A 15,322-nucleotide genomic window follows, 5' to 3' on the forward strand; every position below is an offset into this window, starting at 1 on the left:
TGGTCCAATATGGAATTTGTGCAGCGCACAAATTTCTTGACATTTTCCAGTCGACTCCTATTTTGTGCAGTGCAGCAAGAGGCGGTTCCAACCGCCCATGCGCAAAGCAGGAGTCGCCAAGATGGTTGAAGAAACGAAGGAAAGCCCGGAAACCTCCGCCCCCGTGGTGGATGCTCCCGTCGCGCTGACCGACGCTCCCGAAGCCGTGACCGAAACTGCCGAGATCGAAGCTGTTGAGCCGGTTGCAGCCGAAAAGCCCAAGGCTTCGCGGCCGCGCAAGGCCAAGCCCGTCGCCGCCCCGGTGGCGGAGGCTGTTGCCGCTCCGATCGAAGCCCCTGCAGTGGCCGAGCCCGTTGCACCCAAGGCGCGCAAGCCCAGGGTCGCAAAGGCAAAGCCCGTCCGTCAGGCTCCCAAGCCTGCCCCCAAGGCCCGTCCGGCCAAGCCACCCGTGGTGGCCGCTCCGACGGCCGCGGTGAAGCCCGCAGCCAAGCGTCCTTTCACCGCCATTCCAAGCGTGAAGAAAACAAGCGCCGCCCTCAAGAATGCGGCGCCCAGAAAGGAACTGTTCGCAATGGCTACCCCCACCGAAATGACCGAAAAGATGACCGCTGCGTTCAAGGACGCACAGGACAAGGCCAAGGCCGCGTTTGGCGATGCCGGCGAGTTCGCCAAGGGCAACGTCGAAGCCATGGTCGAATCGACCAAGATCCTGACCACTGGCCTGCAGGAAATGACCAAGGGTTACGTCGCCGAGACCAAGTCGGTCTTCGAAGCGATGACTGCCGACGTCAAGGAACTGACCACGGTCAAGTCGCCCACCGAATTCTTCGAAAAGCAGTCGGCCCTGCTCCGCAAGAACTTCGACGCTGCGGTTGCCGCCAGCTCGAAGAACAGCGAAGCCATGCTGAAGCTGGCCAACGAAGCCTTCCAGCCGATCTCGACCCGCGTCAGCCTCGCGGTCGAAAAGATCAAGAAGGCCGCTTGAGCCTGACCGGCAGCGCCTTCCGCGCTGCCAGCCAAGACATGAAGGGCCGGTCGGGTATCCCGCCGGCCCTTTTGTCGTTCTGATGCTGTCGGGTTGTCGTATCGGCGCAACAATTCGCCACCCTCTTGGCACCATCCCCTTCGTGCCCCTTGTGAAGCGGGCCGGTGAGTGCGATATTCAAGCCATCATGAGAGCCGAACCTTTCGACCAACCGGACCTGTCCGTTCCGCTGCGCTGTGCAGAGGGCGACGACACACGTGGTCCCGGAGGAGACGATCAGGTCGGCATCGCCACCAAGACCCGCGCCAAGCCAAAGAAGCCCAGCCAGTTCAAGGTGCTGATGCTTAACGATGACTACACCCCGATGGAATTCGTGGTTATGGTGCTCAAGCGCTTCTTCCACATGGACCTGGAGCAAGCCACGCGCGTCATGCTGCATGTCCATCAGCGCGGCGTGGGCGTCTGCGGCGTCTATCCGTACGAAATCGCCGAGACCAAGGTGAACCAGGTGATGGATTTCGCCCGGCAGAACCAGCACCCGCTGCAGTGCACGCTGGAAAAGGCGTGAAATCGCTGCTGACCTGACGCAAGGCGCCAGATCGCAATTCTCATCAGTGCGCCGTCAAGGCACCCGATTCCACTGCCTGGCGGGCGAACGCGCGCAGGAGCGCCGCAATCCATGCCATTGCCAGACTTTGCGCCTCACGCGAGTGCGCGCCGATGCCGCCATCGAGAATCACCTGCGCGACGAACGAGCCGTCCTTGAGGCGCCCGCCCGTGAAGATGGCATCACGCGGAATCAACGCCACGGCTGCAGATTCGAACGCGCCGGAATCCGCCAGTATCCCGATCCAGTCGAACGCGGCACTCAGCCGCCCGCCTTCGTCTTCGGTTTGCGGCGAAGCGATCTCACCAAGAATCTTCTCGAATCCCTTGCGCTGTTCCGTGGGTGCGAGTTGTTCGCACCAGCGTGCCAGCGCGCTCAACCTTTCCGGATCGGTTTGACCGCCAGAAAAGCCCGCGAACCAGGCATTACCGGTTTGCTCATGCGACATCTTCGACCTCTCTCTCACTGGCACCCGGTTTATTACTATGACTTTAGACCATTCACATCTATAACTTTCGTTATCATGAGCGAAAGTTGTCCGGTTTTTCCTTCCCCCGGGCCTTGGGAAGCGCTAATTCCCAGACACTCATGGCCGGTTAACCTGTCGGCAGCCACCCGGGGAAAGCCAAGGCCCCGCCGAAGATCAATCCACGAAAAGACGCCAGCACCCGCCACGTGAAGTTCCTCACCGCCACCGACCGCTACATTGCCCGGCTCGTTTTCGTGCCGATGCTGTCGGTGTTCGTGCTTGCCGCGTCGTTGCTGATCCTCGACAAGATGCTGAAGCTGTTCGACTTCGTGGCGACCGAGGGCGGACCGGTAAGCGTCGTGTTCAAGATGCTGGCGAACCTGCTGCCAGAATATGCCAGCCTCGCCATTCCGCTCGGCCTGATGCTGGGCATTCTGTTCGCATTCCGCAAGCTGGCGACAAGTTCGGAACTCGACGTGATGCGCGCGGTCGGCCTGTCCTATACCCGACTGCTGCGCGTGCCGTACATGTTCGCAATCGGGCTTGCCGCGCTGAACCTCCTGATCGTCAGCTACCTTCAGCCGCTTTCGCGCTATTACTACGAACAGCTGCAATTCGAACTGCGCTCGGGCGCCCTGGGCGCATCGATCAAGGTGGGCGAATTCAATTCGCTGCAGGATCGCACGGCCCTGCGAGTCGATTCGAGCCGGGACGAGGGCCGCGATTTGCGCGGCATCTTCGCTCGCCTGCAAACCGCGAACGGGCAGGTCATGGTGATTTCGGCGCGGGAGGGGCGCTTCTTTGCCAACAAGGAAAGCCCGGATACGGTGATCCTGCGCCTGACCGATGGCCAGATCGTGCAGGACGGCCCCGGCATCACCTCGCCCCGCGTGCTGACTTTCGCCAGCCACGACCTTCCGATCGACCTCCCGAAGATCGAGCAGTTCCGCCAGCGCGGTGACGCCGACCGCGAGTATTTCCTCCCTGAACTGCTGCAGATCGGCTGGAATGACCGCTATTCAGAGGAGATCCGCAACCAGTCGAAGGCGAGCTTGAACTACCGGCTGGTCGAAGTGGTGATGATGTTCCTGCTGCCGCTACTCGCGGTGGCGCTGGCGGTTCCGCCCAAGCGCTCGACCTCGGCGCTGGGCGTGTTCCTGTCGATCGTGCTGGTCGTGGCCTATCACAAGGTCAACCAGTACGGGCAGGACGTGGCCAGCCTTGGAAGGATCGACCCCGTGTTGGCCCTGTGGGGGCCGTTCGTGGCCTTTTCGGCGCTGATCCTGTGGATGTACTGGAAGATCGCCTACGTTCCCGGCGGCCAGCCGATTGGTGCGCTCGAAACCGGATTTGCCAAGGTTTCGCGTTCGATCCGCAAGCTGTTCGAACGCAAGCGGTTGCGCGACGAGCCTGCCGTTGCCGAGGAAGACGCCGCCCATGCAGCTTGAATTCTTCCCTTCGCGAACCCTGGCAAACTACATTGCCAAGATGTTTGCAGTGCGGATCGTTGCCGTGCTGCTGATGCTGGTGCTGGTGCTGCAGATGCTGGACCTGCTGAGCGAAAGCGGCAAGGTGCTGGCCGCTCCGGGCAATGGGCAGGGCGAGCTGCTGACATATGTTTCGTTGCGCATGCCGCAGCTGATCAGCCGGTTTCTGCCCTATTCCGTGCTGCTGGCCACGATCATCACGTTGATGACGCTGAACCAGAACAGCGAGGTCATTGCGATGAAGGCGGCGGGGCTGTCCGCGCATCAGGTTCTGGCACCCCTGTTTCTCGTTGCGGCGGTCACCTCAGCGGTGACCTTCGGTTTCAACGAACGCATTGTCACGCGGTCCACTGCTACGCTCAAAGCCTGGCAGAACGTGGAATACGGGCCCATTCCACAGGAATCGGCGATCAAGTCGAATGTCTGGCTGCAGGACGGCCCGAACATCCTCTTCGCCCGCTCGGTTGCCGGCGAAGGCAAGGCGATGCGGATGGATGGGGTCAGCTGGTATCGCCGCGATCCCACCGGCATGGTGACCGAAATCGTCACTTCGCCCTCGGCAGCCTATGCCAATCCCGGCTGGAAATTCCGCGATCCCGTGGTGTTCGATGTGCAGAGTGCCCGCAAGACGCCGATCGGCCGCGACGAGATCTTCGCCAAGACGGTGGAGCCGGTCCAGGTCACGATCAGCCGGGTCGACGCCGATGCGGAATCGCTGACTCAGCTATCGGGTTCGCTCGCCGCGATCCGCGAGGCAGGCTTCCGCACCACCGAGCTTGACGGCAAGTGGTGGCACAAGCTTTCGGGGCCGCTTTCAGCGCTGCTCATGCCTTTGCTCGGTGCCGTGGCCGCATTCGGCCTGGCCCGATCGGGACACCTTTTCGTGCGCGCGGTGATCGGCATGGCGCTAGGCTTTGCCTACTTCGTGTTCGATAACGCGGCCCTGGCCATGGGCAATTTCGGCGCTTACCCGCCGCTGCTGGCCGCGTGGGCGCCCTTCGTCCTGTTCTTCCTCATCGGCGAGACGGTGCTGATCCGCACCGAGGAATAGATCTTAAAATTAGATATTGCTAATTTTCGTCATATCTAATATATGGAGGCCATGACGCTTCCAACCATCACCCCTGCCCAAGCCAAGGCGCTGCTCGACGAGGGCGCCCGGCTCATCGACATCCGCGACGCCGACGAACATCGCCGGCAGAGCATCCCTGGCGCGGCCAACATGCCGCTTGCGGCTCTGGAACCGGTATCATGCCACCCCGCGGTGATCTGGCATTGCCGTTCAGGCATGCGCACAGGTGCCAATGCCGAACGGCTTGCCGCCGTGTCAGGCTGTCCCGGCTACCTTCTCGAAGGTGGCATTGACGGCTGGCGTGCGGCGGGCCTGCCAGTGAAGACCGACGCCAAGGCACCGCTCGAGATCATGCGGCAGGTCCAGATGATCGCCGGGCTGCTGATCCTTGCAGGCGTGGTGCTGTCGCTCACCGTTGCGCAGGGCTTTGTCGCGCTTTCTGCGTTCGTCGGGGCGGGCCTGTTCATGGCCGGGGCAACCGGCTGGTGCGGCATGGCCAAGTTGCTTGCCCTGATGCCGTGGAACCGCCGCACTGCCTGAGGCAGCGCGGCCCTTCCCATCAGCGCGGCATCATTGTGCTGCGCGCCAGCCTGCCGACGAGCGGCAGCAGGCCGTTGTAGTTGCCCTTCTCGTACGTCGAGCCTGTGCCGAGGTGCGCCACGATGCGGCGGTGTGCTTCGGCCAGCGAGTGATAGGGCATCGAGGGCAGCAAATGGTGCAGCGCGTGGTAGCGCAGGCCGACCGGTGCCCACAGCGGCGCCAGCCATGCGGGCGGCGGCACGTTGACTGAATCGAGGTACTGGCCGGTCACGGTCATCGCCTCGCCCTCGTTCTCCCACAGATGAGCGACCAGCGTACGGATCTGGTTGAGCAACGCGGTGAGGGAAATTACCGCTATGCCGATCAGCAGCGGGCGCCACGAGTGCGTGGCGCTCCACCACAAGACGAACAGCGCCCAGGCCGATGCACCCAGCTCCTGCCAGAACACCTGCCGCGCGAATTCGCCTTCAGGGGGACGGCGGCGAAATTCCGGGTTGATCGATAGCGCCGAGGCACGCTCCCAGACCAGGCGACGCAGTGGCGGAAGAACCGCGCCCAGCGGCACCAGAATCGCCGAGCGGATCAGCAGGCCAATCGGCAACAGCAGAGCAACCAGCGCGAACAGCGGCAGCGACCACGGCTTCATCAGTGCGAGCGGCAAGTACTCAGGGTCCTCGACCGTGCCATAGCGCGTGCGCGCATGATGCAGCGTGTGGACGCCTTCGTACATGAGCGAGGGTGTCAGCATCGGGATGCCGACCAGCAGGTTCCACGCAAAGCGGAAGCCCGGCAGTGCATTCTTGTGGATGTGGGTGAGTTCGTGGATGAACAGCAGCGCGCGGTAGAGCGCCAGCGCAGCGACCACGCCGGAAAGCGCGGCAGCCAGCGGGTTGCCGATCAGGATGGCGCCGGCCAGCGCGGCATAGCCCAGCGCGGCTGACCCCAGCATGTCGGGCCAGTAGATTTCGGGTCGCGCGGTCGCGATGTCGCGCGTCAGTTCGACGGCGGAGCGGAGCATTTCCTTGTCGTCGGGCGTTCCGGCAAGGCCGCGGGGAAGCTTCGGAGCTTCGACACCGGCAGCAGCCGCGTCGCGGGGAGTTTCAAGCGTATCGGTCGCAATCATGCCACAAATTCCAGTATGACCCGTATCTGCCGGCTAAGGCCGGCTTTTTGCACCAAGCAATAGCCTCTGGGCGTCCCCACACCGCGCCCTGCGGCTTGACAATGCGCCGGTCAGGACCGCAGTCCCATCGACGACGACCCCATATCCGCAAACAAAGGCAAGATCGTGGCTCAAGGCGAAGTAATCATCACACCGGTTTCCGGCAAGGCTGACCGCAAGGCCTTCGTCGACCTCGCATATCGCCTCAATGCCAATGATCCGAACTGGGTGCCGCCGCTGCGGATGGAAGCCGAGGAGTTGATCACGCCCGGCAAAAACCCGTTCTTCGAACATGCCGACGTGCAGCTTTTCCTCGCTCGCCGGGAAAATGTGGTGGTGGGCCGCATCTCCGCCCACATCGATCATCTGGCCATCGCCATGGATCCCGCGCAGGGCATGGGCCCGGGCACCGGGAATTGGGGCCTCCTCGAAGCCGAGGACCACGCCGTCGCACAGGCGCTGATCGGCCGCGCTGAAGGCTGGCTGCGCGAAAAGGGCATGACCCGCGTGCTTGCGCCTTTGTCAATGTCGATCTGGGAAGAGCCGGGCCAGTTGACGATGGGCTTTGACCATCCGCCGACGGTGATGATGGGCCACCAGCCACAGCGCTATGACGATTATATCAAGGCCCTGGGCTATCAACCGGCCAAGACGCTCAACACCTATGAGCTCGACATCACCAAGGGCTTTCCGCCGCTGATCCAGCGGATCGTCCAGTCGGGCGAGAAGAACGCCAAGATCCGCATCCGCAATGTCGACAAGTCGAAGTTCGATGCAGAAGCGGCGCTGATCCTCGACATCCTCAACGATGCCTGGTCGGACAACTGGGGCTTTGTCCCCTTCACCGACACGGAGATCAAATACGCCGGCAAGAAGTTCAAGCCGATCGTGCGCGAAGACCTGATCATGATCGCCGAGTACGAGGGCGAGCCGGTGGCTTTCATGATGACGCTGCCCGATCTCAACGAAGTGCTCAAGCCGATGGGCGGCAAGCTGTTCCCGTTCAACTGGGCCAAGCTGCTGCTGTGGCTGCGCAAGCCGCGCGTGCGCACGATGCGCGTGCCGCTGATGGGCGTACGCAAGCGCCTGCAGGCCTCGCGCTTGGCCAGCCAGCTGGCTTTCATGATGATCGAGGCGATCCGCCTCAACTCGGTCCGGGAATATGGCGCGTCGCGCGGGGAGATCGGCTGGATCCTCGACGACAACCAAGGGATGAACGCCATTGCCGAGGCAATCGACAGCCACGTCAACAAGACTTACGTGATCTACGACAAGCCACTGGCCTGATTGCGCCCGTCAGCGCATCACGTAGGACGACCGGGCGGAACGCCGTCCAAAGCATGACGTTCTGCTAAACAGGCCATTCAGGGGTGCAAGCAAAAGTGCGGACGACAGCGCAAGGAGAGGGGACACGAGGTCGTCGCAGACCCTTGCGTGCACTGGGGCCCGCGCTGATCGTCGAGGACGATGGCCTGGTTGCCCTGGACATTGCCGAGGCCCTGACCGAGGCCGGGGCCAGATCGGTCACCACTTGCGCCAGCGTCGCCGAGGCGATGGCCGAACTCGAAAAAGCAATCCCGGCCCTCATGGTGCTCGACGTGCATCTTGCGGACCGGGATGATGGCTGGGCGCTTGCGGAACTGGCGACCCAGCTTGGCGAAAGCCCCCCGCTGATCCTTTTCACCACCGCAACGCCCGCGGCGATACCTGCCACTGCGGCAGGTTTGGGCAAGGTCCTGCCCAAGCCATTCTGCACCGACGTCCTGATCGCGATGATCGAGAAGGAACGCTCGTCCGGCCTGTTCGGGCGTCTCCGTCAGGCGCTTTCCGGGCAGTAGAGCCAACCAAGTGGCACAACTGCCGCTGTTCCAACAGTCCTCCAGACCAAAAGCCCCAGCCGCGCGGGGAGCGCAGCCGGGGCCGATCAGCCAAAAAAAGGTCCCCGACGTTTCCATCGGGGACCTTTCGGGATCGTATCACCAGCCGCTTGGACGGGAGGGGGGGTCTCGGCGGTGACATACCCTAAACGAGCATCCCGGAAGGCGGTTCCAAGCTCTCGAAAAAAATTTTATCCTTTGGAATCAGAGCTTAGATGTAAGGTCGCGAAGAAAATGTGCTGCCGTCGATCTTTGCGTAGGCTTTTGCCGCGGCGATATCGGGAACGCTGATGGTCGAAAGGGTCCAATCGACCAGCCCCATGCGCCTCAAGGTTTGCAGGGTACGGTTGGTGTGAACCAACGACAGTCCCAGCATATCGGCGATCTGTCCCTGGGTTACGGTCAGCGCCAGGACGCCACCGGGTGCAATGCCAGTATCGATGCCGCGCTGGACCAGGAACACTGCCAGTGCGGCCATCCGCTCCCGCGCATTGCGCTGGCCCAGCGAGACCAGATGCTCCTCGAGCGCGGCCTCCTCGTGGGCGGCAAGCCAGGTCAGATCGAACGACAGCCGGGGCTGCTGGGCAACAAGATCGAAGAACTTCTCGCGCGCGAATGTGCACAAGGTGGCATTGGTCAGCGCCTCGACCGTGTGGCTCATCTCGGCATCGAGTGCGGCCTGCAGGCCAACGAAGTCACCCGGAAACATGAAGTTGATGATCTGGCGTCGGCCGTCCTCAAGCAAGCGGGTCCGCATCAGAACCCCCGAGAGCACGGTGTAGAGGAATGTCGGCCGCGTTCCTTGCGCAAAGACCTGTTCGCCACGGGTGAAGCGCATTTCGCCATGGCGGAACGCGGCAATCCAGTTGCGGACATCCGGCGGGGGCTGGTGCAGCGCCTCACATTTCGCCAGTGGGCAAGCCAGACATGGCTGTCCTCCGTTCAGCACCAAGTAGCCCCCTCCTCCACTCTGATTCTGCACCACCCTGCCGGCGTCCTGCCCGGCACTGTAGTCTGCATCGTCCCTGCCCATACCCGACGCCTTTCATCACCTGTTCGCCGGAACTGCTATGTCAAAAGACAGGGTTTGTTCCCGTGTTGTGCCCTAGGGTTCCCGGATGGAACCGAAAAACGACGCTGCCGTGCGACGCGGGCAAGACCTTGTCCTCGTTGTCGAAGACAGCCTTCTGGTCGCAATGGCTATTGAAGATTCCTTGATGGAACGAGGGCTTACGGTCGCTGTCGCCTCAACTGTCGAATCGGCAACGCGCCTTGTTGGCAAGGGCATGCCAGCAGTGGCGCTGCTCGATCTGCAGCTTCCTGACGGCAACTCGCTCGATCTCGCGTCGCGCCTGTACGAAGCGGGCTGTGCGGTGGCCATCACTTCCGGGCTGGATTCCGGATCGGTGCCCGACAGCCACGGATTTGCCATCCAGTTCCGCAAACCCACTTCACCGGACCTTCTTGCGGAATGGGTCGTTACCACATTGCAGCAGCTAACAGCCTCACAGGCGGGATAACGTAATTTTCCTCTTGTTCCCGATCGGGAACCGGATGACGTTATGGTGCGTTTGAGCGCACGTTACTATCCGGGAAGGGGTACGAATGACTCTGGGTGCCAAGGTTGCCAATCAACTCCCTTATCTGCGCCGCTACGCTCGCGCATTGACGGGAAGCCAGAGCGCGGGCGATTCGTTCGTGCGCGCAACTCTGGAAGCGGCGCTTGCTGACGAATCCCTGCGCGCGATGATCGGCGAAGGCCGTCCGCAGCTCTACCATGCGTTCAACCGCGTGTGGTCAACGGCTTATGTCGACACGGTGGACCGGTCGAGCGGCATGCTCGGCGATCATGAAGCCGCCGCGCAGGAGCGGCTTGCGGCCATGACGCCCGCCAATCGCCAGGCGCTGCTGTTGACCACGCTGGAAGACTTCAGCATCGAGGAAGCGGCCTTCATCATGGGCCGGGAGCCGGCTGACGTCGAACTGCTCGTGCAGGATGCCGTTGCCGAGATCGACCGCGAATCGGCGACGTCGGTGCTCATCATCGAAGACGAGCCTCTCATCTCGATGCAGCTTGAGGATCTCGTCCGCTCGCTCGGGCACGATGTCTGCGGCATGGCGGCAACGCGGACCCAGGCAGTCGAGATTGTCCAGCGCGAACAGCCTGGACTGGTGCTGGCCGACATCCAGCTGGCCGATGGCAGTTCAGGGCTTGATGCCGTGGACGACATCCTGCGCATCGGTTCGGTCCCGGTCATCTTCATCACCGCCTACCCCGAGCGTCTGCTTACCGGCGACCGTCCGGAGCCGACCTACCTCATCACCAAGCCATTCCAGGAACAGACGGTGCGCACCGCGATCAGCCAAGCGCTGTTCTTCGGCTCGAGTCGCCCGCTCTAAGGGGCTACCAACTGGGAATTGCTTTAAGGGCGCGGCGTTAGCCGCGCCCTTGTCGTATGGCGAAGTCGCCGCGCCGCCTGACAGGAATAAGCAGGCTGCAGCGCACACCTTCGGCCTCGAACTGCAGATCGACCGGATTGCGCAATTCGTGCGCGACGATCTTTTCTACCAATTCTGTGCCGAAACCGCGCTTGCGGCGGACAGTGGTATCGATCTGAGGACCTCCCCGCTCGACCCATTCGATGCGCGCAAGGTTTTCGCCGGCCATGTCCCATGTGACGGACACTTGCCCCGTCTCGACGCTTAGCGCACCGTACTTTGCCGCGTTGGTCGCCAGTTCGTGAATGGCAAGGCCCAGCGACAAGGCGTCGTTCGGCGCGAGCTCCACGTCGGGACCGGAAATTTCGAGATGTCGCTGCACGTCTTGCGCATAGGGCGCGAGTTCGGCCTTCACGACAGCCATGACCGGGGTTGTTCCCCAGTCGGACTGGGTCAACAGATCGTGCGTGGCGGACAGCGCGCGAATACGCTTTTCCAGGCTATCGGCAAATTCCGGCAGGCTCGTGGCGCGGCGGCGCGTCAGCGAGATGATCGACAGCACATTGGCCAGTGTATTCTTGACGCGATGATTGAGCTCGCGCGTCAACGAGTTGCGGATCGAAGACTGCTGCTCGAACCAGGCCAGAGCGATGCGGTCTTCCACGGCCTGCTGGGTCAACAGGCGGGCCAGGACCAGAAGCAGGGTAGCGACAAGCAGGCCGAACAGCAGCGACATGACCGACATGATCGAAAGCATTGGCGTTGTCGGTGCCTCGATCTCCAGAATGAAGCGATGCCCGGCTATGTCGAGTGCCTGACGAATGATGCGTCCTGATGCGCCAACCGGCGCGACCTCGGCCATCAGCCTTTTGCCGGATGCATCCTCATCGAACAATCGCACGCCAGCGCCCCCAAGGTGGTTCGTGTCGATGGACGATTCGAGGAAGCGCTGCGCATTGTAGGGAGAATACACATACCCGCGCAGGGCGCGCGGGCTCGGGTCGCTGTTCAGCGTGTACACCGGCATATAGACGAGGAAGCCCGGCTGACGCGCTTCGTGACCTTCCTGCTCGAGCACGACCGCACCAGAAGCGGTTGGCTGACCGGTACGCTCGGCTGACTTCATCGCGGCACGCCGCACGGTCTCGGAAAACATGTCGAAGCCGATTGCGCGTCTATTGCGCAGGGTATCCGGCTCAAGATACATCACGGGGACCACATACGGTCGTTCCGCACCGGGCTGTGGCCGGATCGCGAAATCGCTCACCCCTCCGTTCCGCATGATCGCTTCAACCGTCGGTATGTCGGCGCTGTTAACCTTCATCGCCCAGCCGATCCCATCGGATCCGACATAACGGCCATCAAGATGCAATTGGCGGATAAAGGTACGAAACAGCGGTGCCTCGACCATCTGCTGTGTCGCAAACAGCGCGGCACTGGAACGCAGATAGGCGGCATTGGCGTTGGACCGCCGCTCCAGACCGGAGGCAACGGATTGCGCCAGTTGCGCCGTGGTGGCGGTCTGGCGACGATCTTCGGCAGTTTCGATAGCCACAACGCTCAGCACCGTGACTGCCATGGTCAGGCCGAAGATGCCCACAGGTACGGCGCGGGGGAAACGCTCGTACCATCTGGGCGTCAACTTTTTCTGGGCAAGCAATTTCTCCACCGCGCGCCCGTTTTCCCTTCCACTGCAGGTTTCACCGAAAAACCCGCTTCCCCCGATATGCCAAACGCCCGCAAAGCGAAATGATCGCTGCAAGCATCAGGTCGGGAACCGACAGGAGCGAATATCGTTCCTCATCAAAACCTCGTATCGCGCTTTGCCGTTTACCTTGATGGCTTTCTGATGAATGCAGATCAATGGACGGGCGCGATGCATACAGAAATGCGCATCTGCCGCGCCGTTGCGGTTACACTTTGGATTTTTCCCTGGAGGGGGAGGCGTTGACAGAGCGAATGTCGAAAGAACAACCGATGAATCCGGGTCAGCAGCGCCGCAAAGGCGGAAAACCGCGCCCGCCCGAATGGGCAGATGGGCTCAAGCGCCTCTACGATTCCGTACTCGATGAACCTTTGCCAGACACTTTTGCTGATCTGCTGAACAAGCTGGACGATTCGTCCAATGGCTGAAGCTGATCCGCAGGCTGCCGGTGCTGACATCGACAAGACGCCGCGCCCCGCCAGCGACCCCGTGACGTTCAAGCGTGAACTCACCGGCGTCATCCCCCACCTTCGCGCGTTCGCGCGCGGTCTTTGCGGCAGGCCGGATTTGGCAGACGACCTGGTGCAGGAAACGCTGCTCAAGGCTTGGGCCGCGCAAGAACGGTTCGAGCCGGGTACGTCCATGCGTGCATGGACCTTCGTGATCCTTCGCAATGCCTACCTGACGGACATGCGGCGGAACCGTTTTCGTGCCGATTATGACGAAACCGTGGCCGAGCGGATCCTCGTTGCTCCTGCCGCTCAGGAAGGTCCAATGCACCTTTCCGACATGCACCGTGCCTTGCTCACGCTTCCGCCCGAACGACGCGAGGCATTGCTCTTGGTGGGCGCAGGCGGGTTCAGTTATGAAGAAGCCGCGCAGATCTGCGGGTGCGCCGTTGGTACGATCAAGAGCCGCGTTGGCCGCGCCCGCGCAGCACTGTCGCAAATGATCGAGAACGGGCAGATCCCGCGACGCAGCACAGAGGATGCGGTGGCTCATTCTGCCATCATGAGCGAGCTCGATCAGACCGTTCACGCCGGCAGCCAGTCCTGACGGACTGCAGGCGGCCACACTCACCTGCAAATTCGCGCGGGCTCCGGCCAAGGCTATTGATCGGCGCCCGACAACGGTGGATGGAGCATTGAAACCTCCGTCAGGCCCATTTGCGTGAATCAGCCACCGTCAGACATGCTGGAAAGTCCGCTGGACGTCGACGATCCGGCAGACCGCCGTGCGCGGCTTCAGTCGGCCATCGTGCTTTTGCTGGGGCTGGGACTGTTCCTCGCATTGCCGTTCGTGCTTTCGATCGGATCGGTGGTGTTCCTGCCTCCGGTGACGGCCATGATCTTCACGATCGTAATGTCCCCGCTGGCGGACCGACTGACCCGTCTCGGCCTGCCGAACATGCTGGCCTCCTTCATCGCGATCTGTGCGCTGGTTGCTGTCGTATTGATGGCGCTGCTCCTGATCCTGCAGCCCGCCTTCGTGATGGTGGATCAGGTGCCGACCCTGGCGCGGCAGGTTGCCGGACGGTTTGCCGAACTACGCGGAAACCTTTCATGGATCGCAGATGTAAACCGGCAGCTTGCCCGGATCACCGGGCATTCGGCCACGCGCGAAGTGGTGGTGGCCAGCCCTTCAGTCATCGAACAGGTGGCTTTTGCCACGCCAAGCGTCATCCTGGAGACGCTGCTTACCCTGCTTATGACTTTCTTCATGATCGAATCGCGCATTCGCATGAAACGGCGCATTCTGCTGGATCGCCATTCCTTCAACGCTTCAGTCCGCCTCGCACGGGTCCTGCGCGACGTGCAGGAGCGCGTGGCGAGCTATATCCTCACTGTGGCGCAGGTGAATTTCGGCGTGGGCACTGTCGTGGCGCTGGGGGCATGGGGCTTTGGCCTCGCCGCGCCGGTCATGTGGGGCGGCCTTGCCTTCGTGCTCAATTTCCTGCCCTACCTCGGGCCGCTGGTCATGATGGGGTTGCTGGCTCTGGTAGGGCTTGGCACGGCAAGCAGCGTGGCGGTGGGTCTGGTCCCGGTGCTTGCCTACCTCGCGCTTCACGCTATTGAATCGAACGTGCTGACCCCGTCAATCCTCGGCGCGCGCTTCACGGTCAATCCCGTCGCCATCCTGCTGTCGATCAGCTACTTCTCGTGGATCTGGGGCGTGCTCGGCGCACTGCTCTCGGTCCCGATCCTGCTGACCATCGCCGCGCTGCTCGACCATATCGGCAGGCCGAACCTGGTCGGCTTCCTTTTTGGCGAAGCTCTATTCGAACCTGCCCGCCTCTCCGGAATGGATGAGAACGGGCAGGCTGAAGCGGATCAGTACCAGCCAGATCAGGCCGGATAGGTCCAGGTGCCGTCGCGGCCGAGGTTCTCGGCGGCAAACTCCCAGTTCAGGTGCTTCTCGATCACGGCCTTGAGGTACTCGGGGCGCAGGTTCTTGTGGTCGAGGTAGTAGGCGTGCTCCCACAGGTCGATCACCAGCAGCGGCTTGGCATCGCCGGTGGCAAAGGTCGCTGCGTCATGCGTCTGCTCGACCGTCAGCTTGTCGCCGCGTGCCACGAGCCAGACCCAGCCTGACGCGAAGTGCGCCGCGCCCTGTGCGCCGAGTTCCTCGCGCAGACGATCGAGCGAGCCGAAGCTGCCTTCGATCGCCGCCGCCAGATCGCCGGTCGGCTCTGAAGATGTCGGGGTCAGGCTGTTCCAGTAGAACGCATGATTCCAGCTCTGCGCGGCGTTGTTGAACAGGCCCTTGTCGCCCTTTGCCTCGGCAGCGGCGACGATTTCCTCAAGGCTCTTGTCCGCCAGGTCCGTGCCCTCAATCGCGGCGTTGGTCTTGTCGACGTAGGCCTTGTGGTGCTTGCCGTGGTGGGTCTGCAGCGTGGTTGCCGAGATGCTCGGCTCAAGTGCAGTGTCGGCATAGGGAAGCGGGGGAAGTGTAATCGCCATGATAGTCAACGTCCTTGCT

General features: G+C 62.2%; 17 protein-coding genes. 12 read left to right on the forward strand and 5 right to left on the reverse strand.

The window, feature by feature from the left end:
- The first annotated feature begins 121 nt into the window (after positions 1 to 121).
- Positions 122 to 985, forward strand: coding sequence for a TIGR01841 family phasin (phaP, locus tag HGI46_RS19340; protein WP_118074555.1), 864 nt, complete (start codon positions 122 to 124; stop codon positions 983 to 985).
- Between the two features lie 187 nt (positions 986 to 1,172).
- A complete protein-coding gene (gene clpS, locus HGI46_RS19345; RefSeq protein ID WP_230487749.1) occupies positions 1,173 to 1,553 on the forward strand; it encodes an ATP-dependent Clp protease adapter ClpS in 381 nt (126 codons plus the stop codon).
- Positions 1,554 to 1,596: 43 nt separating this feature from the next.
- Here clpS and HGI46_RS19350 read toward each other — a convergent pair whose 3' ends face one another.
- A complete protein-coding gene (locus HGI46_RS19350; protein ID WP_168905485.1) occupies positions 1,597 to 2,040 on the reverse strand; it encodes a hypothetical protein in 444 nt (147 codons plus the stop codon).
- A 227-nt stretch (positions 2,041 to 2,267) separates the two neighbouring features.
- Between HGI46_RS19350 and lptF the strand changes: the two genes are divergently transcribed.
- The 3 genes from lptF to HGI46_RS19365 are packed head-to-tail and all read left to right on the forward strand — an operon-like array spanning position 2,268 to position 5,160.
- Positions 2,268 to 3,509, forward strand: a complete 1,242-nt coding sequence (gene lptF / locus HGI46_RS19355; protein WP_168905486.1) for an LPS export ABC transporter permease LptF — start codon at positions 2,268 to 2,270, stop codon at positions 3,507 to 3,509.
- Positions 3,499 to 4,599: an LPS export ABC transporter permease LptG gene (gene lptG, locus HGI46_RS19360; protein ID WP_168905487.1), complete on the forward strand. Its 1,101-nt coding sequence runs from the start codon at positions 3,499 to 3,501 to the stop codon at positions 4,597 to 4,599. Before lptF ends, lptG begins: the two co-directional genes overlap by 11 nt.
- Positions 4,600 to 4,650: 51 nt before the next feature.
- Positions 4,651 to 5,160 (forward strand): rhodanese family protein, encoded by a 510-nt coding sequence (locus tag HGI46_RS19365; RefSeq protein ID WP_168905488.1) that lies wholly within the window; start codon positions 4,651 to 4,653, stop codon positions 5,158 to 5,160.
- A 19-nt stretch (positions 5,161 to 5,179) separates the two neighbouring features.
- Here the strand turns inward: HGI46_RS19365 and HGI46_RS19370 are convergent, their stop codons facing one another.
- Positions 5,180 to 6,283: a fatty acid desaturase gene (locus tag HGI46_RS19370; protein WP_168905489.1), complete on the reverse strand. Its 1,104-nt coding sequence runs from the start codon at positions 6,281 to 6,283 to the stop codon at positions 5,180 to 5,182.
- 165 nt (positions 6,284 to 6,448) lie between these two features.
- Between HGI46_RS19370 and HGI46_RS19375 the strand changes: the two genes are divergently transcribed.
- Complete coding sequence (locus HGI46_RS19375; protein WP_168905490.1) at positions 6,449 to 7,609, forward strand: N-acetyltransferase; 1,161 nt, start codon at positions 6,449 to 6,451, stop codon at positions 7,607 to 7,609.
- 143 nt (positions 7,610 to 7,752) lie between these two features.
- Positions 7,753 to 8,160 carry a response regulator gene (locus HGI46_RS19380; protein ID WP_168905491.1) on the forward strand — a complete coding sequence of 136 codons (408 nt, stop codon included), beginning with the start codon at positions 7,753 to 7,755 and terminating at the stop codon, positions 8,158 to 8,160.
- Positions 8,161 to 8,410: 250 nt separating this feature from the next.
- Here the strand turns inward: HGI46_RS19380 and HGI46_RS19385 are convergent, their stop codons facing one another.
- On the reverse strand, positions 8,411 to 9,232 hold the full coding sequence (locus HGI46_RS19385) for a Crp/Fnr family transcriptional regulator (protein ID WP_168905492.1): 822 nt from the start codon (positions 9,230 to 9,232) through the stop codon (positions 8,411 to 8,413).
- Positions 9,233 to 9,317: 85 nt separating this feature from the next.
- On the opposite strand from HGI46_RS19385, the gene HGI46_RS19390 reads away from it, so the two are divergent.
- The gene (locus tag HGI46_RS19390) at positions 9,318 to 9,719 is read left to right on the forward strand and encodes a response regulator (RefSeq protein WP_168905493.1); all 402 of its coding nucleotides are present in this window, start codon (positions 9,318 to 9,320) and stop codon (positions 9,717 to 9,719) included.
- A gap of 85 nt (positions 9,720 to 9,804) precedes the next feature.
- Positions 9,805 to 10,599: a response regulator gene (locus HGI46_RS19395; RefSeq protein ID WP_118072537.1), complete on the forward strand. Its 795-nt coding sequence runs from the start codon at positions 9,805 to 9,807 to the stop codon at positions 10,597 to 10,599.
- Between the two features lie 37 nt (positions 10,600 to 10,636).
- On the opposite strand, the gene HGI46_RS19400 is transcribed toward HGI46_RS19395, so the two are convergent.
- Complete coding sequence (locus HGI46_RS19400) at positions 10,637 to 12,280, reverse strand: CHASE domain-containing protein (RefSeq protein ID WP_240946900.1); 1,644 nt, start codon at positions 12,278 to 12,280, stop codon at positions 10,637 to 10,639.
- A 221-nt stretch (positions 12,281 to 12,501) separates the two neighbouring features.
- On the opposite strand from HGI46_RS19400, the gene HGI46_RS22250 reads away from it, so the two are divergent.
- The 3 genes from HGI46_RS22250 to HGI46_RS19415 all read left to right on the forward strand — a co-directional run bounded on the left by HGI46_RS22250 (position 12,502) and on the right by HGI46_RS19415 (position 14,701).
- Positions 12,502 to 12,771: a NepR family anti-sigma factor gene (locus tag HGI46_RS22250; protein WP_240946901.1), complete on the forward strand. Its 270-nt coding sequence runs from the start codon at positions 12,502 to 12,504 to the stop codon at positions 12,769 to 12,771.
- Positions 12,764 to 13,399 (forward strand): sigma-70 family RNA polymerase sigma factor, encoded by a 636-nt coding sequence (locus tag HGI46_RS19410; protein WP_206065838.1) that lies wholly within the window; start codon positions 12,764 to 12,766, stop codon positions 13,397 to 13,399. Before HGI46_RS22250 ends, HGI46_RS19410 begins: the two co-directional genes overlap by 8 nt.
- A gap of 114 nt (positions 13,400 to 13,513) precedes the next feature.
- Complete coding sequence (locus HGI46_RS19415) at positions 13,514 to 14,701, forward strand: AI-2E family transporter (protein WP_346766778.1); 1,188 nt, start codon at positions 13,514 to 13,516, stop codon at positions 14,699 to 14,701.
- Here HGI46_RS19415 and HGI46_RS19420 read toward each other — a convergent pair.
- A complete protein-coding gene (locus HGI46_RS19420; RefSeq protein WP_168905495.1) occupies positions 14,689 to 15,303 on the reverse strand; it encodes a superoxide dismutase in 615 nt (204 codons plus the stop codon). The two genes, HGI46_RS19415 and HGI46_RS19420, sit on opposite strands and share 13 nt — an antisense overlap.
- Positions 15,304 to 15,322 lie beyond the last annotated feature (19 nt).

The sequence above is a fragment of the Novosphingobium sp. ERW19 genome (assembly GCF_012641315.1).
GTDB lineage: Bacteria > Pseudomonadota > Alphaproteobacteria > Sphingomonadales > Sphingomonadaceae > Novosphingobium.

Bases quoted from the DNA above. Each gene is read 5' to 3' on its own strand.
- clpS (WP_230487749.1), top strand. From the start codon at position 1,173: ATGAGAGCCGAACCTTTCGACCAACCGGACCTGTCCGTTCCGCTGCGC.
- HGI46_RS19365 (WP_168905488.1), top strand. From the start codon at position 4,651: ATGACGCTTCCAACCATCACCCCTGCCCAAGCCAAGGCGCTGCTCGAC.
- HGI46_RS19385 (WP_168905492.1), bottom strand. From the start codon at position 9,232: ATGGGCAGGGACGATGCAGACTACAGTGCCGGGCAGGACGCCGGCAGG.
- phaP (WP_118074555.1), top strand. From the start codon at position 122: ATGGTTGAAGAAACGAAGGAAAGCCCGGAAACCTCCGCCCCCGTGGTG.
- HGI46_RS19420 (WP_168905495.1), bottom strand. From the start codon at position 15,303: ATGGCGATTACACTTCCCCCGCTTCCCTATGCCGACACTGCACTTGAG.
- HGI46_RS19390 (WP_168905493.1), top strand. From the start codon at position 9,318: ATGGAACCGAAAAACGACGCTGCCGTGCGACGCGGGCAAGACCTTGTC.
- lptG (WP_168905487.1), top strand. From the start codon at position 3,499: ATGCAGCTTGAATTCTTCCCTTCGCGAACCCTGGCAAACTACATTGCC.
- HGI46_RS19410 (WP_206065838.1), top strand. From the start codon at position 12,764: ATGGCTGAAGCTGATCCGCAGGCTGCCGGTGCTGACATCGACAAGACG.
- HGI46_RS19395 (WP_118072537.1), top strand. From the start codon at position 9,805: ATGACTCTGGGTGCCAAGGTTGCCAATCAACTCCCTTATCTGCGCCGC.
- HGI46_RS19370 (WP_168905489.1), bottom strand. From the start codon at position 6,283: ATGATTGCGACCGATACGCTTGAAACTCCCCGCGACGCGGCTGCTGCC.
- HGI46_RS19350 (WP_168905485.1), bottom strand. From the start codon at position 2,040: ATGTCGCATGAGCAAACCGGTAATGCCTGGTTCGCGGGCTTTTCTGGC.
- HGI46_RS22250 (WP_240946901.1), top strand. From the start codon at position 12,502: ATGGACGGGCGCGATGCATACAGAAATGCGCATCTGCCGCGCCGTTGC.